The sequence below is a fragment of the Algoriphagus aquimarinus genome, from assembly GCF_900112005.1.
Classification (GTDB): Bacteria; Bacteroidota; Bacteroidia; order Cytophagales; family Cyclobacteriaceae; genus Algoriphagus; species Algoriphagus aquimarinus.
This window is the reverse complement of sequence record NZ_FOKK01000009.1, coordinates 103359-129707: the sequence shown is the minus strand read 5'-3', so window position 1 is coordinate 129707 and position 26349 is coordinate 103359. Positions and strand designations below refer to the sequence as shown.

The 26349-nt window shown below is 39.6% G+C and carries 23 protein-coding genes; 11 read left to right on the top strand and 12 right to left on the bottom strand.

The genetic code is table 11. From position 1 onward, the window contains the following. Positions 1 to 153 precede the first annotated feature (153 nt). Complete coding sequence (locus BM291_RS13205) at positions 154 to 1344, bottom strand: aspartate aminotransferase family protein (RefSeq protein ID WP_092898166.1); 1191 nt, start codon at positions 1342 to 1344, stop codon at positions 154 to 156. Between the two features lie 14 nt (positions 1345 to 1358). After that, positions 1359 to 2255 (bottom strand): class I SAM-dependent methyltransferase, encoded by an 897-nt coding sequence (locus tag BM291_RS13200; protein WP_092898164.1) that lies wholly within the window; start codon positions 2253 to 2255, stop codon positions 1359 to 1361. Positions 2256 to 2583: 328 nt separating this feature from the next. Here BM291_RS13200 and BM291_RS13195 point away from each other — a divergent pair, with 328 nt between their 5' ends. The 5 genes from BM291_RS13195 to ppk1 all read left to right on the top strand — a co-directional run bounded on the left by BM291_RS13195 (position 2584) and on the right by ppk1 (position 9092). After that, positions 2584 to 3402 carry a lyso-glycine lipid O-acyltransferase GlsA gene (locus tag BM291_RS13195; RefSeq protein ID WP_092898162.1) on the top strand — a complete coding sequence of 273 codons (819 nt, stop codon included), beginning with the start codon at positions 2584 to 2586 and terminating at the stop codon, positions 3400 to 3402. After that, the gene (locus BM291_RS13190) at positions 3399 to 4358 is read left to right on the top strand and encodes a glycine N(alpha)-acyltransferase GlsB (protein ID WP_092898160.1); all 960 of its coding nucleotides are present in this window, start codon (positions 3399 to 3401) and stop codon (positions 4356 to 4358) included. Before BM291_RS13195 ends, BM291_RS13190 begins: the two co-directional genes overlap by 4 nt. Further along, positions 4345 to 4734 carry a CoA-binding protein gene (locus BM291_RS13185; RefSeq protein ID WP_245786867.1) on the top strand — a complete coding sequence of 130 codons (390 nt, stop codon included), beginning with the start codon at positions 4345 to 4347 and terminating at the stop codon, positions 4732 to 4734. The genes BM291_RS13190 and BM291_RS13185 overlap by 14 nt, the downstream gene beginning before the upstream one ends. 166 nt (positions 4735 to 4900) lie before the next feature. Further along, entirely contained in the window at positions 4901 to 6859 is a 1959-nt protein-coding gene (gyrB, locus tag BM291_RS13180; protein WP_092898158.1) for a DNA topoisomerase (ATP-hydrolyzing) subunit B, read from the top strand. A gap of 109 nt (positions 6860 to 6968) precedes the next feature. After that, positions 6969 to 9092, top strand: coding sequence for a polyphosphate kinase 1 (ppk1, locus tag BM291_RS13175; RefSeq protein ID WP_092898156.1), 2124 nt, complete (start codon positions 6969 to 6971; stop codon positions 9090 to 9092). Positions 9093 to 9107: 15 nt separating this feature from the next. Here the strand turns inward: ppk1 and BM291_RS13170 are convergent, their stop codons facing one another. The 4 genes from BM291_RS13170 to BM291_RS13155 all read right to left on the bottom strand — a co-directional run bounded on the left by BM291_RS13170 (position 9108) and on the right by BM291_RS13155 (position 12400). After that, positions 9108 to 9995 (bottom strand): Ppx/GppA phosphatase family protein, encoded by an 888-nt coding sequence (locus BM291_RS13170; RefSeq protein ID WP_092898154.1) that lies wholly within the window; start codon positions 9993 to 9995, stop codon positions 9108 to 9110. A 42-nt stretch (positions 9996 to 10037) separates the two neighbouring features. Further along, the gene (locus tag BM291_RS13165; protein WP_092898152.1) at positions 10038 to 10250 is read right to left on the bottom strand and encodes a hypothetical protein; all 213 of its coding nucleotides are present in this window, start codon (positions 10248 to 10250) and stop codon (positions 10038 to 10040) included. 89 nt (positions 10251 to 10339) lie between these two features. Beyond that, a complete protein-coding gene (locus BM291_RS13160; protein ID WP_092898149.1) occupies positions 10340 to 12121 on the bottom strand; it encodes an SLC13 family permease in 1782 nt (593 codons plus the stop codon). Positions 12122 to 12124: 3 nt separating this feature from the next. Further along, positions 12125 to 12400, bottom strand: a complete 276-nt coding sequence (locus BM291_RS13155; RefSeq protein WP_092898147.1) for a YidH family protein — start codon at positions 12398 to 12400, stop codon at positions 12125 to 12127. Positions 12401 to 12448: 48 nt separating this feature from the next. Here BM291_RS13155 and BM291_RS13150 point away from each other — a divergent pair, with 48 nt between their 5' ends. The 3 genes from BM291_RS13150 to BM291_RS13140 all read left to right on the top strand — a co-directional run bounded on the left by BM291_RS13150 (position 12449) and on the right by BM291_RS13140 (position 17574). Beyond that, positions 12449 to 13345 (top strand): DUF3078 domain-containing protein, encoded by an 897-nt coding sequence (locus BM291_RS13150; protein ID WP_092898145.1) that lies wholly within the window; start codon positions 12449 to 12451, stop codon positions 13343 to 13345. A gap of 230 nt (positions 13346 to 13575) precedes the next feature. Further along, positions 13576 to 15453 (top strand): 3-keto-disaccharide hydrolase, encoded by a 1878-nt coding sequence (locus tag BM291_RS13145; protein ID WP_092898143.1) that lies wholly within the window; start codon positions 13576 to 13578, stop codon positions 15451 to 15453. Positions 15454 to 15468: 15 nt separating this feature from the next. Next, positions 15469 to 17574 (top strand): plastocyanin/azurin family copper-binding protein, encoded by a 2106-nt coding sequence (locus tag BM291_RS13140; protein WP_092898141.1) that lies wholly within the window; start codon positions 15469 to 15471, stop codon positions 17572 to 17574. A gap of 317 nt (positions 17575 to 17891) precedes the next feature. Here BM291_RS13140 and BM291_RS13135 read toward each other — a convergent pair whose 3' ends face one another. Next, entirely contained in the window at positions 17892 to 18410 is a 519-nt protein-coding gene (locus BM291_RS13135; RefSeq protein ID WP_092898139.1) for an acyl-CoA thioesterase, read from the bottom strand. A 125-nt stretch (positions 18411 to 18535) separates the two neighbouring features. Continuing rightward, the gene (locus tag BM291_RS13130) at positions 18536 to 19198 is read right to left on the bottom strand and encodes a protein-L-isoaspartate(D-aspartate) O-methyltransferase (protein WP_092898137.1); all 663 of its coding nucleotides are present in this window, start codon (positions 19196 to 19198) and stop codon (positions 18536 to 18538) included. A 111-nt stretch (positions 19199 to 19309) separates the two neighbouring features. Here BM291_RS13130 and BM291_RS13125 point away from each other — a divergent pair, with 111 nt between their 5' ends. Beyond that, a complete protein-coding gene (locus tag BM291_RS13125; RefSeq protein WP_092898135.1) occupies positions 19310 to 19906 on the top strand; it encodes a riboflavin synthase in 597 nt (198 codons plus the stop codon). 715 nt (positions 19907 to 20621) lie between these two features. Here BM291_RS13125 and BM291_RS13120 read toward each other — a convergent pair. The 3 genes from BM291_RS13120 to BM291_RS13110 form a co-directional block, all read right to left on the bottom strand. Continuing rightward, positions 20622 to 21719, bottom strand: a complete 1098-nt coding sequence (locus tag BM291_RS13120) for a formylglycine-generating enzyme family protein (RefSeq protein ID WP_092898133.1) — start codon at positions 21717 to 21719, stop codon at positions 20622 to 20624. 72 nt (positions 21720 to 21791) lie between these two features. Continuing rightward, positions 21792 to 22802: a hypothetical protein gene (locus BM291_RS13115; RefSeq protein WP_092898131.1), complete on the bottom strand. Its 1011-nt coding sequence runs from the start codon at positions 22800 to 22802 to the stop codon at positions 21792 to 21794. Between the two features lie 140 nt (positions 22803 to 22942). Continuing rightward, complete coding sequence (locus BM291_RS13110) at positions 22943 to 23521, bottom strand: DUF4136 domain-containing protein (RefSeq protein ID WP_092898129.1); 579 nt, start codon at positions 23519 to 23521, stop codon at positions 22943 to 22945. A gap of 138 nt (positions 23522 to 23659) precedes the next feature. Between BM291_RS13110 and BM291_RS13105 the strand changes: the two genes are divergently transcribed. Continuing rightward, entirely contained in the window at positions 23660 to 24142 is a 483-nt protein-coding gene (locus tag BM291_RS13105) for a deoxycytidylate deaminase (protein ID WP_092898127.1), read from the top strand. On the opposite strand, the gene murB is transcribed toward BM291_RS13105, so the two are convergent. Beyond that, complete coding sequence (gene murB, locus BM291_RS13100) at positions 24139 to 25152, bottom strand: UDP-N-acetylmuramate dehydrogenase (RefSeq protein ID WP_092898125.1); 1014 nt, start codon at positions 25150 to 25152, stop codon at positions 24139 to 24141. The two genes, BM291_RS13105 and murB, sit on opposite strands and share 4 nt — an antisense overlap. Before the next feature lie 218 nt (positions 25153 to 25370). Between murB and BM291_RS13095 the strand changes: the two genes are divergently transcribed. Then, positions 25371 to 26315 (top strand): succinylglutamate desuccinylase/aspartoacylase family protein, encoded by a 945-nt coding sequence (locus BM291_RS13095; protein WP_092898123.1) that lies wholly within the window; start codon positions 25371 to 25373, stop codon positions 26313 to 26315. Positions 26316 to 26349: the final 34 nt, after the last annotated feature.

The window sequence follows — 26349 nt, the reverse complement described above, 5'->3', positions numbered from 1 at the left end:
TCAGCTATTAAGACTTTGAATTTAACAAGGTCCTAATAGCTAACTCTACGTACTGGAGCAGGAATAATTAAGGGCGTTTTTGCTCTTATTCTCTAGCATTTGCTCAGCCCTTAGCGGCATACAGAATATTTTACTTGGGGAAAAATGAGAGGCTTAAGTAGGAAATACCTCCTCTATCGCCTGCAAAATAATAGCACAAGCTTCATGAATCTCAGCTGAAGTGATGGTCAAAGGAGGAGCGATTCGCATGGCATCATCACAGAAAAGGAACCAGTCTGTAATCACTCCCAATTCTATTGCTCGATCAATGATAGGCTTAAGCGTATCAAAAGAATCAAACTCAACAGCCATCAGCAATCCTTTATTTCTGATGCTTTTGATCTTTGTATGCACCAGAAGTGTCTTTATCAAATTAGCTTTCTCTTCAACTGACTCAATCAGTTTTTCCTCTAGAAGAATTTGTATCGTAGCAAGTGACGCTGCCGAACTAACGGGGTGCCCACCAAAAGTAGTGATGTGACCTAGGATTGGATTGTTTTTGAAAACACCCATTACCTCCTTATTGGCTACAAAAGCTCCGATTGGCATTCCGCCACCCATTCCTTTGGCGCAAACAACAATATCAGGAATGATCCCGAAATGTTCGAAAGCCCAGAATTTACCAGTTCGACCAAAGCCACATTGAACTTCGTCCAAAATCAATAAAGTACCTGTTTCATCACATCGGGTACGCAAGGCTTGAAAATATTCCTTTGTGGCAACTCGAATTCCTGCCTCGCCTTGGACGGTTTCCACAAGTACTGCAGCAGTATTGGAATCAATGCTTTCTAAATCTGAGATTTCCCCATAATTAATGTGGCTAACTCCAGGAAGCAAAGGTCGGTAGGCTTGTTTGAAAATCTCATTTCCACCCACGCTTAGCGATCCGTGCGAACTGCCATGATACGCATTTACACAGGAAATCAAATTAGGTTTGCCAGTGTATCGCTTGGCGAGTTTTAATGCGCCTTCAATAGCTTCACTTCCGCTGTTGACTAAATAGACATTGTCTAATTTCTCTGGTAAGGTGTCGCAAAGTGCTTTAGCTAAATGTGACTGAGGACTTTGCACATATTCGCCATACACCATAAGGTGCAGGTATTTATCCAGTTGCCCATGGATCGCTTCCAGAACTTTTGGATGGCGATGACCCACATTGCTTACGCCAATTCCTGAGATTAAGTCGATGTACTTTTCTCCTTTGGAGCCGTACAGATATACCCCTTCCGCTTTTTCCACTTCGATCATCAAAGGGAAATCTGTTGTTTGAGCTAAGTGTTGTAAGAAAAGCTGACGGTTATTCATGATTGGTGTTTAAATCAAAAGCTTGAAAATCTGAAGAAGATCCCCAGCGGTAATTTTTTGTTTTGATTGTCTTGTAGGTAAAGTTCGCCATGCTCTGCGTTCTGTACATTTTTGAACGTAGTATTGATCAAGTTCGCTGCGATCAAAGAAGAGAAACTCAGGGAATACATGTTGAGCAGGAGGAAATGATCTTTCGGGTCAAGAATCTCAGCACAGACTTTCAGCATTTCATTGATTTGCTCTTCGAGCACCCACTTTTCCCCATCTGGTCCGCGACCATAGGCAGGAGGGTCTAAAATGATTCCATTGTACTTATTTCCACGACGGGCTTCTCTTTTGATGAATTTCATCGCATCATCCACCATCCAACGGATGTCCGTTTGACCAGAGGACTCCATGTTGTGTCTTGACCAAGTGACTACTTGCTTTACCGAATCTAGGTGTGTGACATCAGCTCCTGCAGCTTTGGCAGCCACACTTGAAGCGCCTGTATAGGCAAAAAGATTAAGAACTTTAGGTTTTGCTACCGGTGAGCGCTTGATGGTTCTGTATAAATAGTCCCAGTTCACGGCTTGCTCAGGGAAAAGACCGATATGCTTAAAGGAAGTTTGGGCTAGGTTGAGTTTCAGATTCAATCCATCAGGATTAGAATATTCAATGGCCCAGTTATGCGGCATTTTTTTCAATTGCTCCCAATTTCCCTTTTCAGGATTGCTTTTTTCTTTAGCAAAATGCGCATGAGCCAGATTTCTCCACTCACTTTCAGGAAGAGTTTTATCCCAAATCGCCTGAGGTTCTGGTCGGCTTAAAATGAATTGTCCAAACCTCTCTAGTTTCTCAAATCCTCCAGTGTCAATGAGTTCGTAGTCATTCCAAGGGCCAGGACAAAGTGATAAGATGGATTCGCTCATAGGGTGTCGTTTTTCAGAAAGCAAAAATAGGGAATTAATTGGAGGGAGGTTGGGTGTAGCCCTTAGAATCGGTTTTACAACTTCATAGGATGAACCATATTTAATCTAGAAGTCAAAACTTGGGTTGAAAAGTAGAAATGAACAACTTAGCTTAAGGTCAAACTACCGTTATGCAAATTAAGTTGATTGGTACTCAGGGTAGTACTTCAATACGTATAGCTTAATCTTACTGTTAAATCTGTTTTTTTGTACTTTTAGGTTTATTTTGAATTTGAAAAAGAACTATTTCTTCTGTTTTCAACCAACTTACAATCACCAAAGAGTATAAATGTCCAAGAAATTTATCGATATAGAAAAAGCCATTGATTCCAAAAATCCTGCGCTTTTGAAATGGATGCCTGGCTTTATGCTCAACTATATTAAGCGGGTAACTCACGAAGCTTGGATGAATGATGTCCTAGACAGAGTTGATCATTTGCATGGGATTGATTATGCAAAGGGTTTGATGAGAGAATTGAATATAGAGGTGGAGCTGAAAGGAAAAGAAAATATTCCTAAGACAGGTGGGATTATCATTGCAGCGAATCATCCACTTGGAGGAATTGATGGAATTGCATTAATTCAGGCAATAGGAGAGGTAAGGGCAGATGTAAGGTTTTTGGTGAATGACCTATTAATGGCTTTCAAGAATTTCAATACCTTATTTGTTCCTATCAATAAACATGGTAAGAACTCAGGGGATACCTTGGCTGCTATTGAATCAGCTTATTCTGAGTCATATGCAGTTTTAATATTCCCTGCAGGTCTTGTTTCAAGGAAAGATGAATCAGGAATTCGTGATTTGCAATGGAAAAAGAGCTTTGTAAGCAAAGCGAAGAAATACAAGAAAGATATCTTACCTTGTTTTATAGGAGGTAAAAATTCCAAATTTTTTTACAATTTGGCTTATTGGAGAAAGAAGATTGGCATCAAGGCTAATATCGAAATGTTTTACCTCGCTGATGAATTATACAAGCAGCAAGGGCAAAAAGTGGTGATCACTGTAGGTGAACAAATTTCCTATCAAAGCCTCAATTCCTCTAAAACAGATGGACAATGGGCAGATCATTTGAAGGATGTAGTTTACGAACTTGGTAAAAAAGAATGAATAAAGAAGCAGCAATAATTCCGGCAATTGACAAAGAGCTACTAAAGGCTGAGTTGATTCCGGAGCGTTTTTTACGATATACAAACAATGGAGACAACCTAGTCTACTTGGTTAACTTTCATAATGCTCCGAATGTGGTTCGTGAGATAGGTAGACTCCGGGAGTTAACTTTCAGAGCTGCAGGAGGTGGAACAGGTCTAGAACTTGATTTGGATGAAAATGATATCTGTGAAAATTGCTATGAGCAATTAGTTACTTGGAATCCTGAGGATGAGGAGATTGTGGCAGGCTACAGGTTAATCAATTGTAAGAATTCAGTAAAGGCAGATGGTAGCTTAAATCTTTCTACCACCCATTTGTTTGACTTTACAGAGCGGTTTGTTAAGGATTATATCCCTTATACTATTGAGCTAGGCAGATCATTTGTTCAGCCTAAGTACCAGCCTGCATTTGATAATAGAAAAGGTATTTTTAGTCTTGACAACCTATGGGATGGATTGGGAGCAGTTGTTTTAATGAACCCAGATGTCAAGTATTTATTTGGTAAAGTCACCATGTATCCGCACTTCAGTCGTGAAGGGAGAGACCTGTTGTTGATGTTTATGAATTACTATTTTCCGGACAAGGATGGATTGGTGAAGCCTAAGGAGGATCTAATGTTAGGCTATGAAACAGATTTGCCTAAAGCTGGAAATCCTTTTGAAGGATTAGAATACAAAGAAGGGTATAAGCTACTGAATGGACGTATTAGGACATATGGTGAAAATATTCCACCACTGATCAATACCTACATGAATTTATCGCCTACTATGATGACTTTCGGCACAGCGCTGAATGATGAATTTGGAGAGGTTGAGGAAACTGGGATATTGATCACGCTTGCGGATATTTACGAAACCAAAAAGCATAGACATATGGATACATTTGAGCGAGATAAAATCTATGGAAGTAGGTAGTAAGATGTCTGAGAAGCTTACTTTAGTAGTAGGCGCAACAACTAATCCGTCTAGGTATGCATATTTTGCAGCCAGTAGATTGGCCAACGCTGGTGTTCCTTTTATCCCAATTGGAATCAAATCAGGTGAGGTTTTTGGAGAGAAAATTCTTGATCTACGCACAAAGCCTGCATTAGAAAACATCCATACCATAACGCTCTATATTGGCACAGCAAATCAGGAAGAATGGCTTGATTATTTAATCAGCCTGACCCCAAAAAGGATTATTTTCAATCCTGGGACAGAAAATCCAATATTTTTTCAGAGAGCAAAGGCGGCAGGTATTGAGGCAATGCATGGTTGTACGTTAGTTATGTTGGGTTCAAACCAATATTAACAGCCTAGAGGCAAAGTTTTGCAAGGTTGTATTTCAAATGGGTTTTTGTGTAACTGTGTATAGCGAAAGCCTGTGAAAAGTCACTTTTTTTACCTATCTTGCCACATCTTAAAAAGAACATAAAATCACCCTTTTAGACCCAATTTGAGGGTTTTCTCCAAAACATATGAGTGAAGAAAAAGCGAAGAATCTAGGCGAATACGGTGCCGGTAACATTCAGGTATTAGAAGGTCTTGAAGCGGTTCGTAAGAGACCTGCTATGTATATCGGTGATATTGGGGTTAGAGGCCTCCATCACCTGATATGGGAAGTTGTAGATAACTCTATAGATGAGGCTCTTGCAGGTCATTGTGATACCATCAAAGTCACGGTGAATGAAGATAATTCAGTCACTGTTGAGGATAATGGACGTGGGATTCCTACAGATATGCACGCAAAGGAGAAAAAGTCTGCTTTGGAAGTTGTGTTAACAGTATTGCACGCTGGTGGTAAATTCGATAAGGATACTTATAAAGTTTCCGGTGGATTGCACGGTGTTGGTGTTTCCTGTGTGAATGCACTTTCAGAAGATTTGAAAGCTACCGTTTATCGTAATGGAGTAATCACAGAGCAGGAATTCAAAATTGGTGTGCCTCAATATCCTGCCAGACAAATAGGTGAGACTGAAAGAAGAGGAACGACTATTCATTTTAAGCCTGACTCTAGTATTTTCGCGATTACAGAATATAAATACGAGACAATAGCGAATAGGCTTCGTGAAATGTCATTTTTGAATGCTGGTATTAGAATTGTTTTAACTGATCTAAGAGAAACAGAAGACGACGGAACTGTGAAATCTGACGAGTTCTACTCTGAAGGTGGATTGGTAGAGTTCGTTCAGTACCTTGATGTAAGCCGTGAGAAAATCATTGACGTTCCGATTAGTATAGATACCGAGAAGAATGGAGTGCCTGTTCAGGTTGCTATGAATTATAACACTTCATACTCTGAGAACGTGGTTTCCTACGTGAATACAATCAACACCTATGAAGGTGGTAGCCACGTATCGGGTTTTAGAAGAGCTCTAACTAGAACACTGAAGTCTTATGCTGACAAATCCGGAATGCTGGATAAGTTGAAGCTGGAAGTTTCTGGTGATGATTTCCGTGAAGGTCTTACTGCGGTAATTTCAGTGAAAGTTCAAGAGCCACAATTTGAAGGACAAACCAAAGCTAAATTAGGTAACTCTGAGGTAGTTGGGGCTGTGGATAGTGCTGTATCCGAGGCTTTACAGTCTTGGCTAGAAGAACATCCAAAGGAAGCTAAAATCATTGTTGGAAAAGTAATCTTGGCAGCCCAAGCTAGACATGCAGCTAAAAAAGCGCGTGAAATGGTGCAGCGTAAGAATATTCTTGGTGGCGGTGGTTTACCTGGTAAATTGGCCGATTGCGCGAATAGTGATCCTACCGTTTGTGAACTCTATCTAGTGGAAGGGGACTCTGCAGGTGGATCTGCTAAGCAAGGACGAGATCGTGATTTTCAAGCGATTTTGCCATTGAAAGGTAAAATTCTAAACGTAGAAAAAGCTCACGAGCATAAAATCTACGACAACGAAGAGATTAAAAACATTCTTACTGCACTTGGAGTTAAGATTGGTACGTTGAACGACGACAAGGAATTGGATCTTACTAACCTTCGTTATCACAAGATCATCATCATGACGGATGCTGACATTGACGGATCTCACATTCGTACCTTGATTCTTACTTTGTTCTTTAGGTATATGAGAACATTGATTGAACATGGCTACTTGTATATTGCTTTGCCACCATTATATTTATTGAAAAGAGGAAAGGACGAGAGATATTGCTGGACAGAAGAAGAGCGTAAGGTTCTTACAGCTGAAATGGCAAAAGATGGTAAAGAAGATAGTGTGGGCATTCAGCGATACAAAGGTCTCGGTGAAATGAACCCTGAGCAACTTTGGACTACCACTATGGATCCAAATTTCCGAACTATAAAACAGGTGAATATTGAATCAGCCGCCGAAGCAGATCATCTCTTCAGCGTGCTCATGGGAGATGAAGTTCCTCCTAGAAGAGCGTTTATCGAGAAAAATGCTAAATACGCAAAAATCGATACCTGATCATTCAAAAGGGGCTTTCTAGCCCCTTTTTTTAATTGTTAACACATTGATAAACCCAAAGTAAGAAAGCATAACTTAACTTGCCTTCTGAATATTAACTTTGAATGCGATGAAATTGGAAGTTGTAGAAAAATACGATTCGATTATACAACAGAGTGATCTGGTAAGCAGGGATTTAAGTTGGTTGAAGTTTAACGAACGAGTGTTGGATCAGTCCAAAAAGGCACATCGTAGTGTTTTTGAAAAACTTAAGTTTCTTGCGATAACGGCATCCAATCTGGACGAATTTTTTATGATTCGCGTAGGATCACTATATAATTATCTGGATTACGATAAGGAACGAGTCGATTACTCAGGATTGAGAGAAGACCCTTTCAAGGCTAAGTTGATGAATGAGAGTCACACGTTTCATGCGGATCAACATACTCATTTCTCTCAGGTGATTATGCCTGAATTGCAAGACCAAGGAGTAGTGCTTTGCAATGTTTCCAAGCTCACAGATAGAGAGCAGGAGAAGGTTCATGATTATTTCGTGAAAGCCATTTACCCTATGCTTACCCCGATGGTGTATGATGGGTATCGTACTTTTCCGATTCTGATGAACAAGCTGCTGGTTTTCGGAGTGGTGACTACCAGTCCAGGAGATAGACAAGATATGCGCAAGATGAGTTTTGTGCAGATCCCGGCTAATATTCCCCGCTTTTTCGAAATAGAGAGAGAAGATTCTCTTTTACTGATCCCTATTGAAGAGGTGATCCGGGAAAACATCGTTTCACTTTTCAGAAATGTAGAAATTGAAGGGATGAGTCTTTTCAGGATTACCAGAAATGGTGATTTCACACTCGAAGAAAGTGAAGATATGGACGCTAACTTCCTAGAAGAAGTGAAGCGAAAATTGATGGAAAGAAAGAGTGGTAGAGTAGTAAGAATAGAAATAGAGGAAGGTTATAGTAAGTGGATGATGAATTCACTGTTGGAGAGATGGAATCTGAAAATGGATTCTGTATTTCTGGTAAAAAGAGAAAGCCTGATAGATTTTACAGGACTTTGGCAGATCGTGGGTAATAAAAAATTCCGTGAACGATTGCCTCAAATTCCTGATCCAGTTAAGCCCCTTTCATATCAAGATGAAGGCTTGTCAGATATTTTTGAAGTGTTGAAGGAGAAAGATATTCTACTTCATCATCCTTATAACAATATTGATTCGATCTTAGATCTGGTGGAAAAAGCATCGGAAGACCCTGATGTAATGGCCATCAAAATGACCATCTATAGACTGGCCAAGGATAGTAGAATTACAAAAGCCTTATTGAAAGCAGCGGAGAATGGTAAACATGTTTCGGTGCTGTTTGAGGTCAAGGCTAGATTCGACGAAGAGAACAATATTCGTGAAGCGAAGAAGCTTCAGAAAGCTGGTTGCTTCGTCATTTATGGTATTTCTCACTTGAAAACACACACCAAGCTTCTCTTAATTGTGAAGCGAGATGGTGGGGAAATCACTCGATTTGTTCACTTAGGATCTGGTAATTATAATGAAGACACCGCTAGACTTTACACGGATATCGGTCTGATGACTACCAATGAGATCTTGGCTAATGATGTGTCAGAATTTTTCAATGTAATCACTGGGCACTCGATGCCATCTCAATATAAAAACCTGATTACTGCTCCTCGTGATATGCGAAATCAGCTAATCGAGTACATTGAAAAAGAAGCTGAAAATGCTAGAAATGGTTTGCCAAGCGGTATTTTCATCAAAGTCAACTCATTAGAAGATTCTGAGATGATATATGCTTTATATCGTGCTTCTCAATCTGGTGTTACCATCAAATTAATTGTTCGGGGAATTTGCTGTATCAGACCAGGAAGAGTTGGTCTGAGTGAAAATATTGAAGTATTATCCATAGTAGGTGATTTCTTGGAGCATTCCAGAATTTACTATTTCCATAATAATGGGGATACTAGAACTTACGCTGGAAGTGCTGATATGATGGTAAGGAGCTTTGACAAAAGACTTGAAGCCTTATTTAAAGTCGAGTCTACCTTGCTAGAAAAGCAATTGATGAACATCCTTGCTTATAATTTAAAGGATAATGTCAACTCTTATGTGATGCAGGAAGATGGTACTTACTTGGCAAAACACCCGGTAGGAGATGAACCAGAATTCAATGTTCATCGAGAGTTCTTTAATCTAGATGCAGAAAACGTGATGCAAGTTAAGCTTGTAGACTAACAAAAAAAGCCCCGATTAAAGGGGCTTTTTAGTTTTATTTCGCTCGTAGAGCACATGTATAATCCCATCCTTTAGACCTAGATCAGGCACCAGCATTTTTTTAGATTTTGCAGCTTGCATCACGCGTTGATATATTTTTCCTGCAGGAATAATCACATCAGCTCGATCATGATTCAAGTTAAGTTTGTTCACTCGCTCTTCAAAAGTGAGAGTCTGTAATCGACCTAAAACTTCTTCGATTTTTTCATAATCCAAATAGCGCTTGTTTTTATGAGGTAAAGAAAGCTCAAATATCTTGTTGATATTCCCGCCGGTTCCTATGGAAATAACTGAAGGGGAATTTTCCAGATACTTATGCACAAAGGCCTCCATAGTGCTCCAGACTGGTGTAGCTACTTTGTCCTCTAATGCACGCACTGAACCAATCTGAAATGATTTCGAAGCTATTTTTTCGCGACTCTTATATATGTTGAGCTCTGTACTACCTCCTCCAACATCTATATGTAAGTAAGTCTTTTCATCGAAAAACTTATTAAGAGATTTATTGATCAGTTCAGCTTCTCTGTTACCATCTATAATGTTGATTTTCAGACCAATTTCTTCCCTTACTTCAAGTGCTATTTCTTTACCATTTACACTTTCACGCATAGCAGAAGTAGCACATGCCATGTAATCATCGACTTCATAAAGGTCAATGAGAATCTTAAATGCCTTCATCAATTTGACAAATTTCCTTCTGTTTATTTCAGAGATCTTTTGATTGTGAAACACATCCAAACCCAAGCGAAGTGGAAATCGAAGGTATTCGACTTTCTTGAATTTGATGATTCCTTCGTATTGAGTTACGCTTGTGATTTGCATTCTTATGGCATTGGAGCCAATATCTACTGCTGCTAATTTCAAATGCAGGTGGGGTTAGTTGTATTGTTGTTTTGAGCTAAACGCTTACTTTTTTTTCTGTGTGACTACAAGCATGATTACACCAGCTGCTACTACAATTCCTCCTGCGTAGGTTGGCCAGGTAACGTCCCTCTGCTTATCTGCACTTATTTGGATAGGGCCAGCGTCTACTACTTTTTCTTTGGTTGTGAAAGAAAAACTATTGCTGAACAGCATTAAAATGCCAGCGACGATTAATACAATACTAAATACTTTCATAGTTGTGTTTGGGTTAAATTGTTTGGGTCGTGGTAGTGTTGGTGGATTAATATGTGTAAAATACGTAGTTGTGCTTTATTTTCTGAGAATTAAAAAGGGAAAAAGTATGGAATACATAAGGTCGCTACTATCCACAGTAGCAGATTTAGAGGAGTTCCCACTTTTATGTAGTCGCTAAACCTATAGTTACCAGGTGTATAGATCATCGTATTCGTCTGATATCCCATTGGGGTCATAAAACTCAAACTTGCTGCAAATGTAACTGCCATAAGCATCGGCCTTGCGTCAACATCTAGCGCAGCAGATATGCTGATCGCAATAGGAGCTAGTAAGGCCGCAGTGGCATTATTTGACATGACATTGGTCATGATAAAAGTCAAGGCGAATAAGGCACTCATAACTGCTCTAGGTCCATATTGGCCTACACTTTCCACAATGGAATCGCCTATAAGTTGAGAGCCGCCGGTCTTCTCCAGAGCCAAACCCATAGACAATACCCCAGCAAGCATAAGGATAACCTTCCAGTCAATTGCCTTATATGCTTGTTCGGTACTGAGCGATCCGAGCATTATCAGAGCAATTCCGCCAGCTACCGCCGTCACTACTATAGGGAATACTTCAAAAGATGCCAGTCCTATAATTAGTGCAAGCACTGCCAGAGTTAAGATACTTTTTGTTTTGTTTAATACTTTGCTTTTAGTCTCTGATAGTAGGAGAAGGTCGTCACTGCTTTCTACACTTTGGATGGATTCCTCTGTTGCTCTTAAGAGTAAAATATCTCCGGCTCTTAAGTCCGTTTTGGAAAGAAGAGAATTGAGCATATCTGACCTGTGTCTAAGTCCTATTACTAGCACCTGATTATATAACCTTTTGAAATTCAATTCTTTTATGTTTTTATTAACAAGAAATGAATTAGGTGTTACTAAGGCCTCATATAATCTTTCATCCTCTCCGGTGATATTTTCCTCATTCCATTTTAAGTCTGCCTTTAGCTCTATGCCTTCTGTAGTTTTGATTTTCTCCAAGGTTTCTTTATCGCAGTTTATGCGGATTATATCACCTTCTTGAATGGCTGTATTAGGATATACACGAACTTTCCGACCATCTGCACGGATGATTTGTAAGGGCTTGATTGGGAGTTTGTCAAAAAGCTTATGCTTAAAAAGTGGCTCATTGAGCTGTTCATAGTTTTTTAAAATAACTAATTCTGAAAGGTAATTCCCGAGTTGAATACTATCTCCCAATTCTGATTTCGGTTTTCTAGTTGGCGTAAGCCATCTTCCAATCGTCAACATATAGATTAACCCTGTAGCGAAAAAGACTAAGCCCATTAAGCTCATTTCAAAAATACCGAAAGATGGAAGTCCAGCTTTTTCAGCAATTCCGCTCACCAAAATATTAGTGCTAGTTCCAAGCAACGTGCAAATACCTCCCATTAATGCACCAAATGACAATGGCATAAGCAACTTAGATGGAGGGATATTATCAGTCTTGTTTAACCTTATTACAGCTGGCATCAATAGAGCCACTACTGCAGTATCACTTATGAATGCTGACAGAAACCCTGCAGATAACATTAAGGTGAATAGGAGGTGGGTTTGACCTTTTCCTGCTTGGGCGCTTAGTTTATGAGTGAAACTATCAAGTAGGCCCGTATTGAAAATCGCAGCCGAAACCACAAACATAGCGGCAACGGTGATAGTGGCAGGATTGGAGAAACCTGATAGTCCTTCTTCTACATTAAGGATGCCTGTGAGTAGAAATGCAACCATTACTCCGATGGAAACGGTATCGATGGTGAATTTCTCAGTAAAAAAAAGGATAATGGCTAAGCCAATAATTGAAAAAACAAGACCGATTTCAAAAGTCATTTATTACATGTTTAGGTAGTTCCCTTTTTTAAGCTTTTTACGGACACGGAAATAATTAGCTATTCCGATTAGTAAAAACACCAAACTCAATCCAAATGCCAAGTAACCCAAGTCTCTCACATGATCTAATTCTTTAACTTCAAAAAGTGCGGTGCCTGATACTAAAAAGTAAAGAGCTGTACGAATAAAAGATAATAAAGTCCTGTCATTTGCGAGCGTTGTACGCTGACGCGCCAAATAATCACGAATTATAAGCTCTCTTTCCAAGTCATTTTCCATATTTGTATTTTATTTATTTATATTGAAATAGTTCAACATCTCTTAATTATGAAAAGAATTTCTACACTTTTCCTCTTTATTTTAGTTTCTGGGCAATTACTTGCCCAAGAAGTAGTATTAACCGCACAAGATACTAGCTATTGGCTGAAAGAATTAAGCGGAGGCTTAAATCTTAATCAAGCATCCTTTAGTGGTAATTGGCAAGGTGGTGGTGTCAATTCTATTGCACTAGGAGTTTATCTAAATGGTAGAGCAAATTATGCAAAAGACAAATGGTCTTGGGATAATACGATGGACTTTATCTATGGCGTAGTGAAAAATAAGAATGAAGATGGTCGCAAATCCAATGACCGTATTTTCTTGGATTCTAAAGTTGGTTATGAGATTAACGATAAATGGAATTACTTCTTTGCTGTTAATTTCCTTTCTCAGTTTGCGCCTGGCTATGAATTTCCTGAAGATGCGGAAAAAAAGCTTATCTCGAAATTTGCCAATCCAGCTTATCTTACTACATCCATAGGTGTAGAGTATAAGCCAAATGATGAGTTTAGTCTTCGTATCTCTCCATTTTCACCTAGATGGACATTTGTGACAGATACAGATTTGTATTTAAATGTTCCTAATAATTATGGAGTAGAAATAGGAGAAACAGTACGAACAGAATGGTTAGCGTTCAGTCTGATGGCTGATTATAATAAAAAGCTTTCTGAGAATCTATCCTTAATGGTTAGATATCAAATGTATGCGAACTACGAAACCTTTGCATTTAATGCTATTGACCATCGTCTAGACTTCGGTTTAACGGCAAAAGTATCTAACCTTGTTAATGTTAGTTTAACCAGTTTAATGATCTATGATTTGGATCAGGACAATAAAATTCAATTTAGTCAAGGTTTAGCATTAGGAATTGCATTTAAACGTGGTAACTTCCCAGAGAAGAAATAATCAAAACAAATTTATATTTGGAATTTTGATTTGATTATAAAAGTATTATTTTTGAATTCATTGTGGTAGTTAAATAATAGTTGGTTTAGTTTTCAAATAAAGGGCAGGAGATTTTCTCCTGCTTTTTTATTGTATATATACCAGGGTTGTCAATTTTTGCTTGAAATAATCCTATTTTTTTAAATTAGCTAGAAAGTTACCTTTGAAAGCAATAACCTATATAACCTATAATGAATAAACAGATATTTCTAATTTGCTGTTGTCTATTTATCAAGACGATAGCATCTGTAGCACAGGAGAGCCCAATTCCATTTGAGGTGCTACCTCTTCAGAACTTAAGCGAATTTCAACCCACTAGTGGGAATTGGACCATTGTAAAAGATGTGTTTTACGATCTTAACGATGGAGCATCCAAAATCACAAATGGAGCTGGTATTTTACTGAACACCTTAGACAAAGGTGAAAATCAACCGATCAAGTCTTCTTTTGAACATGGAGATATAGAATTGGAGCTTGACTTCATGATGCCAAAAGGAAGTAATTCTGGTATTTACCTTCAGGGTAGATATGAGGTTCAACTTTTTGACTCTTGGGCAGTGAAAAACCCTAAGTATTCTGATGCTGGGGCTATTTATCAGCGATGGGATGAAAGTAGAGGTGTCGCCAGAGAAGGATATGAAGGACATCCACCCCTGGTGAACGTGAGTAGAGCACCTGGTCTTTGGCAATCTCTTCGAATCGTTTTTCGAGCACCGCGCTTTGATTCTCAGGGCAAAAAAGTCTCAAATGCCAAATTTATTTCTGTTCATCAAAATGGTGTGCTGGTTCAAAAGAATATTGATGTCACTGGACCTACCCAAGCTTCATTTTTTGAGGATGAGCAAGCAATGGGACCTTTGGTTATCCAGGGAGATCATGGCGGAGTAGCTATACGCAACATTAAGTACAAAACTTATGGTGCCGAAACGGTGACTTTGACAGAAATGAAGCTCACCTATTACGATAGCATTAAAACCATTAATGATTTTGCGAAAGCAAATCCTAAGGGCAAAATGGATATTGATGTCTTAGCTCATTTAGCTCCAGCTACAAGAAATGAGTTTTCAGGAACGATCGTAGGCACGTTAACCGTGCCAAGTGATGGGGAATATTTCTTTAACCTTAACCTAGCTTGGGTGCCAGACGATACACCTCCAGGTGTAATCAACGGAGCAGGGAAGTTTTTTATCGATGATAAAGAAGTCGTATATGTGGATGGCGTCACTGGCAAAGCCAATGGTTCTACTCAATTGACTGCTGGAGTACAGAAAATCAAGTTGAATTACTTTAAGACTTTTGGTCACTGGTATGCACCAAGTAATGATATCACGCTGGTGGTAGAAGGCAATGGTGTAGCTCGTACAGCTTTGAATGTTCCGATGAGAGGAAGTAATCAGGCAGGGCAGATTGCTGTCAAAGTCGCTGATAAGGCGGTGATGCAGCGAGGGTTTATCATGCATCATGGAGAGAAACGTACGCATACTATCGCTGTAGGCGAGCCTGGAGGAGCAAATTATGCTATTGATTTGAGCAGAGGAGTATTACTGAATGTGTGGAGAGGGGATTTCGTAGAAACTACCCCGATGTGGTATGGCCGTGGAGAAACACAATTGATGTTGCCTTTGGGAAATGTAATTGAATTTGGAGGTAAACCAACCCTAGCTATTCTTCCAAACAAAGATTCTGCTTGGCCTGATGAAATAGCCGGTTTTGAATACACTGAGTATGAAGTTTTAAAAAATGGAGATCCTGTGATTTTGTATAAGATGCCTGGAGTAACTATCCGTGAGACATTTGAAACAAGTGACTTAGGAAAGAAGTTGGTTCATTCACTTAGCGTCACAGCTGAGGACGAGAGTAAGCAACTCTATTGCTTAGTGGCTCAAGCTTCTAAAATCGAAAAATTGCCAAATGGACTTTATGCGATAGATGACAAATCCTATTACATAGAGTTTGAAAAAAGGACATCGCCAATTGTAAGAACTACAAGCGATGGTTCTCAAGAGCTGATATTAACTGTGAAGTTGAATGACAACATGGGTAAGGTTACATATTCAATTGTTTGGTAATTAATAGGAAGCAGCATGAAAAATCTAATGACACTCAATACAAAAAGAGGATTTGCTTTTGCCTTGGCTTGCCTATTTATCGGACAAGTTGAATTAAAAGCACAAGATAAAGCGCCGATGATGGTGCCAGAAACTGAGGATGATTTCTATAAGATAATCTCCTTGCCAGTGCCTGAAGATGTGATTCTGGAAGTAGGAGGAATGGCAACTTTGCCTGACGGAAGCTTGGCTATCTGTACTAGAAGAGGAGAGGTTTGGATAGTATCCAACCCGAATATTTCTGGTAGCGATAAACCTGTTTATAAGAAGTTTGCCTCCGGATTGCACGAGCCTCTGGGGTTGGCATACCACGATGGAGACATCTATGTGACTCAGAGAAGTGAGTTAACACGCTTACGTGATACGGATGGTGATGGTCAGGCGGATATATACAAGAAAATTTACTCTTGGCCTCTTTCTGGCAATTACCATGAGTATTCTTACGGGCCTACTTTCCTTCCAAATGGTAATATGCTCGTGACTCTAAACGTAGGCTGGAGCAATAGCCTAGGTCATGGTGTGAGTTTGGTGCCTTGGAGAGGTTGGACTTTGGAAATCACTCCTGATGGAGAAATGATTCCTTTTGCAGCAGGAATGCGTTCTCCAGCTGGATATGGAATGAATGCCGAAGGAGATTTTTTTTATACTGAGAACCAAGGTGACTGGGTTGGATCAGGAAGAATCTCGCATGTAGAGAAAGGTGATTTCGTAGGTAATGCAGAAAGCTTAGCTTGGTCGGATTTACCGGGATCACCTGTAAAGCTTAGAAAAGAGGATATTCCAAATACAGGAGAACCATTTTATGATGTCGCTAAGCGAGTTCCGGGTCTGAAAGCACCTGCGATTTGGTTGCCTCATGGGATTATGGGAATTTCTACTTCAGGATTTTTGAATGATAATACCTCGGGAGGTTTTGGTCCTTTTGCCAATCAGGTTTTCGTAGGAGATCAGGGACAAAGTAATATTGCGCGAGTTGATTTTGAGAAAATCGATGGGGTTTACCAAGGAGTAGTTTTTCCATTCAGAGAAGGCTTTTCTTCTGGTATACTGAGAATGGTTTGGGGAAATGATGCATCCATGTTTGTAGGGATGACTAGCCGTGGCTGGTCTTCTACGGGCAAAGAATTATTCAGTTTGCAGCGATTGGTGTGGACAGGAAGAATGCCTTTTGAGATGCAGACAATCAAATCTAAGCCTGATGGTTTTGAAATAGAATTCACAGAACCTGTAAATAAGGAATTGGCTGAAGATCCAGCTAACTACCAAGTAACAGGCTTCACCTATAAGTATCAAGCGGCTTACGGGAGCCCTGTGATCAATAATGAGTCGTGCAAAATCATAGGAGTAGTCGTATCAGAAGATGGCATGAAAGCTCGATTAGTAGTTGATAATTTGCGTCTTGGTTACATCCACGAGATCAAAGCAGAAGGAGTGAAATCCACTGAAGGAAAACCTCTGTTGCATAATGTGGGCTATTACACCTTGAACAATTTCGGTGCAGGCGATAAAGTAGATGTTGCTCAGTTCAAAGCCAGACATGATCACGAGATGATGATGAAGGCACAGGCTGATAGCGTAGCGAAAGCTCAGGCAGATGCCGAGGCAAAAACTCTAGCTGCTGCAGCAAAGAAACAAGCTGCGGCAAGTAAGCCAGCAACTCCTAAGATGGCCAAGCACGTGACATCTATGCCAGCTAACTGGGATGGCAAAGCGGATGTTACCATCAATATGGGCACAAAGCCAGGGCTTAAGTTTGATCCTGCTCAAGTACAGGTAAAGGCTGGAAGCAAGGTGAAATTAGTCTTCCAAAATGTGGATGATATGCTACATAATTTTGTGATTGTGATGCCGGGAACTGCTATAGAAGTAGGAGAGGCAGCGATGGCTTTAGGCTTGGAAGGACAGCAAAAGGATTACATTCCAAATACAAGCAAAGTGCTTGTGCACACTAAATTGCTACAGCCTAGCGAATCAAACACGATTTATTTCATAGCACCGACTGAGCCTGGAGAGTATACTTACGTGTGTACCGTACCAGGGCATTTCTATACGATGCAGGGAATCTTGAAAGTGGTGAAGTAATTTGGAAGGAAGACCGGAGACAGAAGATGGAAGTGTGTCGCTAGTTTTAGGCAAATTCTAATTCGCTTTAGCCATGGTATTTTTAAGTTAAAAAGTAAAAAAGCGCAGATCTTAACGGTCTGCGCTTTTTTAATGTCTTTGTGTAAATTATGTATAGCTGCTTTTCTACCAGTTAGTCGATTAAAGCATCATAATATAAGTTATACTCTAAATTATAGGCCACTTCTCCCGATGGCTATCGGGACGTCTTCGGTCTTCCCGCTAGAAACCAATGAAAGTAAGTCTACTGGCATCAACGCGGATAATCATGGTGTAAATTAATCCAGATTGAAAATGGACTTTAATTCTACAGCATCTTCTGGCTTCATTCTTTTTGCCAGAACCAATCTCAATTGTCTTCTTCTCAAAGCTCCTTCATAATTCTCAATTTCCTCAGGAGTTTCTGGGATTAGTTCAGGGATTCTTGATGGTTTGTTATTCTCATTTACCGCTACGAAGGTAAAAAATGCTCTATGAGTCATGACTTTCTTATTGGCTGGAATATCCTCCGCAGTTACTTCTATAAACACTTCCATGGAAGAGTTGAATGCTCGGGTAACCTGAGCTTTCAGGGTCACTACATTACCAAGAGCTATTGGTTGCTGAAAGGAAATATTATCCGCAGAGGCAGTCACTACAATGCTGTTGGAATGCTTCTGAGCAGCTATGGCGGCTACTATATCCATCCAATGCATCAGTTTGCCTCCCATGAGGTTGTTAAGTGTGTTGGTATCATTAGGAAGAACCATCTCAGTCATAATCACTGCGGATTCTTTTGCGAATTTCTTGCTGCTCATAAAATCTAAATTTTAACAAAAATAGAAATAAAATTTGGCGGAAAAATTTTACAGATTAGAAATCGGAATTTTATTTCGATAAAATCTGATTTATGAAAATCTTAAATTTTAGATTTCAAATTTGCTTACCCCCATCCATCTTTCCCCAAAAGTGGTACAAATGCAAATCCCTCGTATTCTTCCTGCACAGTCTTTGTATTTGACTTTTTGGTGATTTTCAGCATGGCTTGTTTTCGCTTGTCACCAACGGGAATCACTAGAATTCCACCAATTTTTAATTGCTGGATCAAAGCTTCTGGCACTACAGGAGCTCCGGCAGTGACAATAATTTTGTCATAAGGAGCATAGGCAGGAAGTCCACCTGTTCCATCACCATAGAATAGATGCATTTCTATTCCAAGTCTCGACAAAAATCGCTTAGTTCCTTCAAATAATTTCTTCTGATATTCTATCGTAAATACTTCAACACCAAGAAGATGTAGGATGCTTCCTTGATAGCCTGAGCCGGTTCCTATTTCCAAAACTCGATCGCCTTCTTGGATCTCCAAAAGCTCCGTTTGAAAGGCAACTGTGTATGGCTGAGAAATGGTCTGCCCTTCGCCAATAGGGAAGGCCTTGTCTTCGTAAGCATGGGAAATCAATGCGGAATCAAAGAAGAAATGACGGGGTAAGGTGTTGATTGCCTGAAGGACACGTTCATTTTTGATCCCTTTTTCTCGAAGCAGTGCGACTAGAGCTCTACGTTTTCCTTTATGTAAATATGTGTCTTCGAGTTTGAGTAGGGGCATGAGTAATTTGTGATTCTATGGTCGAAGATAAAAGAATATTTGGCTTAATTTGAACTAGATTTGGGCATTTGTTGCTTAATCATTGAACCTTTGAAAGTTAAATTTACCTCCATGTTTACAGGAATTATAGAAGCTTTTGGCACCATTCGGAATATTACTCATGATGGAACCAATGTTCATTTTGATATAGAGTCTACACTTTCTTCAGAATTGAAGATTGATCAGTCATTAGCACATGACGGCGTTTGCCTCACGGTAGTGCAAACTACCCCTGATTCATACCGCGTGACGGCAATAGATGAGACCATCCAGAAGACGAATCTATCTCAATGGAAAGTGGACAAGAAAGTCAACTTGGAACGTTGTATGCCTGCAAATGGGCGCTTTGATGGACATATCGTGCAAGGTCATGTGGATCAAGTTGGCACTGTGAAAAATATTACTGATCAAGACGGGTCATGGGTTTTTGATCTGGAGTTTGAGCATGGACTGGGAAATGTGACCGTGGAGAAAGGATCTATCACGATCAACGGAACGAGTCTCACTTGCTTCAATTCTGGTCCCGGTAGATTCTCAGTGGCTATTATCCCTTACACTTTTGAGCATACCAATTTTCATCAGCTGGTTCCTGGTGATCTGGTCAATCTAGAGTTTGATATTTTGGGCAAATACATTCAGCGAATTACGAAGGGCTACGATTTGCCATAGTTTTTTTAACAACTAAGAGCATAAAGAAAACAAAGGAAATGAAGTTTGATTTGAAGCGTATCTCATACCCGTTCTAAGCTATGAAAGCTATGAAAGCTATGATTCTATGTGGTTAACCTTTTTCTACCACATAGAATCATAGGAAAACATAGAAATCTCCTCAGTTCAATAAAGATTAATATGTATATCCGCTTTTCTACCAGTAAAGAGGGGAAAGCAATCTAGAATTTGTTTAAATTTATAATTGAGGTCACTTCGGTCTTCGGTCATCGGTCTTCCGACCAGATAAGCAAAGAATCTAAGGCAACTGGCATCATTGCGGATAATCACAAAGATTAATTTTCACTTTAAAGCTTTATGCCCTTTCTTTCTTTGTGGTAGAAAAAATATAACTCTACCACAAATCAAAAACGTCCAGCTATCGGGTGGCAAAGAGTGCAGTATTAGTATGTGTTATTTTGGCAGTTATCCTGCTTCTCTAGAAGCCGGACTTTTAAGTGACATTATTTTTAAACCGTTGACTACGCAGAGTTGGGTACAAAAAACCATTCTTTTCTGTAGTAAAGAATGAAGATTTCGAGATTGATCGGGGACGTCGTGTTCGCGAAATTCTAAGACTTACTATTCTAATTTTTTGAAGAAAGAGATTGAATAATTAGCATAAAAAAAGGACGTTTCTGATTAGAAACGTCCTTTTTTAGGTTCAATTGAGTTTTTATTTCAAGCTGATCGTCTTGTCTTCGGCGTCTTTTACCAATCTGAAACCCACATTGGAAGTACCACTATCAAATGCTTGTCCCTGACGAGCAGATGGTCTGTAGTTTACGCAATAGTTGTCTGCGCAAAGGAATGATCCGCCTTTGATCACATGCTCCATCGCATAAGGATTGTCAGGATTGTAACATTGGTTCATACCTGCATCCAACTTAGGGGCCTGACCGGCTAGTCTTGCATATTTCAGTGCATCATACCAATCATCCGTCAATTCCCAGACATTCCCGATCATATCATATAATCCGAATGTATTTGGAGCAAAGGATTTAACCGGTGAAGCTCCCTCGTATCCATCTAGGTTTTGATTGTCATTAGGGAAATTTCCCTGAAATGTATTGGCCAAGTACTGACCATTTGGTGTCAATTCATCACCCCAAGCGAATCGTTTGCCTTCAGCTCCACCGCGAGCAGCGAATTCCCACTCATTTTCCGTAGGTAATCTTTTTCCAGCCCACTTCGCAAATGCTTTAGCATCTTCATAAGCAACATGTACTACCGGGTGATTTTCCCTTCCTTTCAGATTAGATTCTGGACCTTCAGGATTTTTCCAGCTGGCGCCTTCTACCCAAACCCACCAAAGTGAAATATCTTGGGTAGGAACTGCATACGGAGGAGGGCTGAAAACCATCGATCCAGCTACTAATAGAGCTTCATCTGGCTTTGGAGTACCTGGAGGCAATTGCTTTTTGAGATCTTCCCATTCAGGCTTTTTCTCTGCCACTGTCACGTAGCCAGTTTCTTCCACGAATTTGGTAAACTCAGCATTAGTTACTTCATGCGTATCCATCCAAAAACCCTTTACTTGAAGATTTACGGCAGGTTTTTCGGCATCGTAAGCATCTGCTTCGTTGGTTCCCATGACGAATTCTCCCCCCGGTATCCATACCATGCCTTCCGCTTTTTCAGAAGGCTCAGGCATAGAGGATATTACCATTTTTTCTTCATCGATTACGCTGTCAGTGGTTTTCTCTTGGCAGGCAAAAAATGAAGTGCTAACGAGTGCAAGGCTAGCAATACTGTATTTTATTGAATTGTTCATATTGGCTTACTTCAGCTTTAAAAGTAGTAGAATCTTTTGTGGATGTGAAGGATTTCTACATGTAAGGCTATTTTACTCTTCTTCTATAGGAAGAGCATTTATCCTTTCGACTACTTTTTTACGCAATTTATTAAAGAATTGCTTTCGGTCTTTTTCACCTACAATACTGATTTGAGTAGATTTCTTGATTAGATTATCCAAATTCCTAAACATGGCATCGTTGAATGAAGGGTCTGAGGTGCCATGGAAATAAATAACGCTGTGATTTAGATAAGTAACTTTTTTTTCATCCATCGTTGCGAAAAATGTATTGTCTCCAATGATAAATTCATTCACAAAGAAATTGTATTCGGCTCCTTCAATCTCAGGATGAGATGGGAGAATTTTTTTGCCTTTTTCTGCCATCTTCTCTAAGTTGTCTATAACCTCGAGCATACAATTATATAAGAATATTGTGTCTTCAGTGGATGTCATGATTCCCATTTCATGATACAATTCGATTTGCCGCAGTGTTATGTTTATTCCTTCAATGTTCCAGATTTCGGTAGTAGGGATCTTATGATATGCCTTGAGAATTTTTTGTGTTATTTCAGCAAATTGATCGTATAAATTATCCTTAATCGAGTATTTAGTGTCTTTTAAACTTTCCGTAAATAGTATTGATTTCCTCCAGAAAAAGAACTTAAACGCAGCTAATTCTTCATGATAATAGTGGTGAAATGGAGGCATGTCCTTCACCAGCCAATAGATGTGCTTTTTGGAGAAACTGTTGACTAGATTAAGTTGTGCATACACGTCTTCCATCCAATTCATAAAGCTATTTTCCTGATAATCATTTTGATTACCCTGGAAAAGAATGCCATTGGAATGAAGGTTAAAAAAAGTGTCAACGGAGATATTGAAGCGATTGCAAAGAATTTCCAGTTCAGCGAAGTCAAGTAATTTTTCTCCTCGAATTCTTCTATACGCACTATCAATGCTGATCTCTAATATCTCTGCAATCTCATCCACCAAGGAATTATAACTAGGTAAGGACAACTTTAGAGTTTGGAAAAATGCCGCTTGGTTCTTATTGAAGCTCATAGAAACAAGGATCTTTAGGGGATTGAAATAATAAAATCCTTATTAAGATATATGAAAGATGAGTAAGAAAAAATGAATAGGGCAATAAATAAGTGAAACTAATAACCCATCTAAATATGTGTTTAGTGCAGCTTTATGGGTTATTGGGTGTCTTTTACTTCATACAGAAAGTAATCGATGATCTTATCTGTTGTCTTTAGTACTTTTTTACTCTTGGTTTTTTGATTGCTGACTTCAGTAACTCCAGTCAGAGTCATTAGGAGTTTGTCTTCCTTTGGATCTATAAAATCCACGATTACCTGCACTAATTCATAGGTGCTGGTTTTAGGGTTGTTCTGGTTATTGAAGTATGGGTTATACATCCATGGGTCCCAAACTCTATATCCCCAGTAGGGGTAAGGGTTATTGTTTTGATAGGTTTCTCTTTTTCTGGGATCTTCATTTGAAGTATAACGTATCACCAATTCAGGCTCCGTTTTATCATAAACTAGCCCTTGTGCTTCGAGCGCTTCCTGCAGGTGTATTTGAACCTGTTCATCGATGAGTTCAGAGGAAAAACCACGCATTCCAACTTCCTGGTTGATGATCACAAATGATTTATAGGGCCTTTTGATTGGGATCTCATTGTTCTCCTCAAAAATTTCTATAGCACTGCAAGAGCTAAGGGCTAGTGCAAAAACAAGAAAGATGAAGAGGTGATTAATATGTAGGCGATTCATAGTTTCAAGGTTTATCTTCCAAAACGAGGAATGTAAGAGAAAGTTAGAATTTACTATTTAACGAAAAACTTACAGCTAATATTCAAGATTTCTGCTTCCCTTCGTTAGCAAATGCTAATTTTGCCGAAACTTTAAGATATGAATAGACCTGATTTTGATGATATTTTTATGGAATTGGCGGTTAATTTGGCCAAGCGCTCTCATTGTATCAAGAAGCATGTGGGAGCTGTTCTCACCAAAGACACCCGTATTATTTCCATTGGTTATAATGGACCACCTGCAGGTACGCACAACTGCGATGTGGAGTTTAAAGAGAATGGATGTGCTCGTGACAGCAAGGGGAGTTGCTCACTAGCTCTTCACGCTGAGCAAAATGCGATTCTTTATGCTGTGAAAAATAACACTGCGGTAGAAGGATCTACACTTTTCGTTACACTTTCTCCTTGCCTAGCATGTGCAAGAATTATTTTCTCTATGGGTATTTCTAGAGTGATTTACTTGTTTTCTTATGCAGAATACAAAGGAATTGGATCTGACGAAGGGGTTGACTTCTTGAGGAAATTCGGAGTTCGAGTGGATAAATACGAGAAAACGCTAGAGGTGAACGACCAGTTGGTCTAAAGGAAATTGACTTCTGGATGGATACTTATTCCAAACTTATCAAAAACTGATTGCTGGATTTTCGTTGCTAGGTTTTTGATTTCGTTTCCATCTCCATCACCATAATTTACGAGAACTAGAGGTTGCTTGGCATGAACACCAATTTCTCCAAATCGCTTTCCTTTCCATCCGCATTGCTCGATTAGCCAAGCTGCAGGTACTTTTGTGCCTTCAATATTTGGATAGCCTGGAATGGAGGTGTATTGATTTTTCAATAGTTCGTATTGCTCAGTGGGTATCGTTGGGTTTTTGAAAAATGAACCCGAGTTGCCGATTTCTTTTGGATCTGGAAGCTTGGACTGGCGAATTTGAATGACAGCGTCTGAAATTGCTTTTAGGCTCAATTCACTGATTCCAGATGCTTCGAGAGTCTCTAGAATAGCACCGTATTCTGTGTGAAATACAGGTTCTTTTCTCAACCTGAAAATCACAGAGCAGATCACATATTTTCCTTTCAGCTCATGCTTGAAAACGCTTTCTCTGTAGCCAAACTGACATTGCTCAGCGTTGAACGCTTCGATCTCTAATGTTTCCTTGTTTAGAGCCTTTAGACTCGAAAATACATCCTTGATTTCTACTCCATATGCACCAATATTCTGCATCGGTGAGGCGCCAACAGTTCCAGGGATAAGGGATAGATTCTCTATTCCTGCCCAATTGTTTTCGATCGCAGTCAGAACGAATTGATGCCAATTGACCCCTGATCCGGTTTCAACGAAGTAAAAATCATCGTCTTCCTGTACAACTTTGATACCCTCCAGTTCAATTTTGATTACCAGCGTATCTTGATTTTGAGTCAACAAGATGTTGCTTCCGCCACCTAGAATCAATGGGTTGACTTTCTGTGATTTAGCCCATTCCAAAGCTTCTTTAAGCTCCTCAATAGATTTTACTGAGACAAAAAATCGGGCAGTTTTATCAATTCCAAAGGTGTTAAATGTCTTGAGGGAGATGTTTTCTAGTATATTCATATGTGAAGAGTGCCTTGCGAAATAAGTAAGTTTTTGCTCGAATAAGAAATTAAAACACCCAATTGAAGGTTAAAACATGAAATCAACCCAGCCTTAGTAACTGAGGCATGACGATAACCTAATAGATAAGAGTGATTTTGATACATGCGACATTCTCTAGAAACCTATGGGGATCTAGACGGGGAAGGCTATCCGATTAAAAAACAAATTATAAACTGATGAAAGAATTGGTCATAAATGGTGTACGGATCAGACCCGGCCAATCAATGAATATAGAAATTGCTATCGCCAAGCTTCCAACCCATACCTTAATTGATCTTCCTATTTTTATCCGCTCCTCCAAAGAGGATGGACCGGTAGTTTTGATCAGTGGCGGTGTGCATGGAGATGAGATAAATGGTGTAGTGACTGCCAAGAGACTATTGGAGGAAGTTGACGAAGGGCTTGAACTCCTCAAAGGCACGTTGATATTTATCCCTTTGGTGAATATTTACGGTTTTCTCTCAAACAGCAGGACCTTTCCGGATGGAAGAGATCTGAACCGTAGTTTCCCGGGGAGTAAAAAAGGATCCTTGGCAGCTAGTATTGCTTTTATCCTCAGCAATGAAATAATCCCGCAAATAGACTACGGAATTGACTTCCATACTGGTGGTCGTATGCTTAGTAACTTCCCACAAGTTCGGGTGGATTACAAAGATAAGGTTGCTGTAGAGCTTGCGAGGGCATTTGGAACTCACTATGTCGTCAATTCAAAATACATAGAGAAGTCATTTAGAAAGGAAGCCTACAAAGCCAGAAAACATATTATGGTTTTTGAAGGTGGAGAATCTATGCGGCTTGATGAATACGGGATAGAAGAAGGCGTGAATGGAACCAAGCGAATGCTGGCAAGTCTTGGCATGCTGGCAGATGCACCGCCGGCACAAGAGTGTATTTTCCTAAAGGAAAGTAACTGGGTGCGTGCAAGGGCTTCTGGGATTTTCAACTCTAGTGTGAAAGTAGGAGAATCAGTCAAAAAAGGGCAGGTCTTGGCACGAATTTCGGATCCTTATGGACAGATTAAAATCCCAGTAAAGTCTCCAACAAACGGCCATATCATCGGAATGAATAATAATCCGGTGATTAATGCAGGTGACGCGTTGGTACATATTGGCAAGGAATAATAAAGACAACTTTTCATCTTTAAAGCTATTTATC